Origin of the sequence: Chryseobacterium sp. JV558 (assembly GCF_033712365.1) — a bacterium.
GTDB lineage: Bacteria > Bacteroidota > Bacteroidia > Flavobacteriales > Weeksellaceae > Chryseobacterium.
In genome coordinates this window covers 1-364 of sequence record NZ_WJHU01000038.1, presented here as the reverse complement: position 1 = coordinate 364, position 364 = coordinate 1, and the positions used below count along the sequence as shown (strand labels likewise).

At 40.7% G+C, this 364-nt stretch carries 1 protein-coding gene; it reads right to left on the bottom strand.

Annotated elements, in window-relative coordinates:
- The coding region (locus GFU89_RS23255; RefSeq protein WP_318849386.1) for an AMP-binding enzyme at positions 1-364 on the bottom strand (364 nt) is incomplete at both ends.

Below are 364 nucleotides of genomic sequence, written 5' to 3'. Positions count from 1 at the left end.
CATATTCCACACCTGTATCAATGCCTATACCTTCTGGCATTGGAAGTACTTTTCTGTCTATCTTTCCGTTTGAGGTCAATGGGAATGATTTTAATCTTAAAAGGTATCCAGGAATCATATACGAAGGTAGACGTTCTGATAAATAAGATCGTAGTTCACGAACATTGATAAAATCATCACTGGTATAGTATCCTATCAGTTCCCTGGAACCTTCGGTATCTCCGTAAGCAATCACTACGGCATTATTTATCTTATCGTGGGAAAGAAGCCCAAGCACAACATCATCAAGCTCGATACGGTAACCACGGATCTTTACCTGATCATCGTTCCTGCCCATGAACTCAACATAACCCTGGTAGTTCCA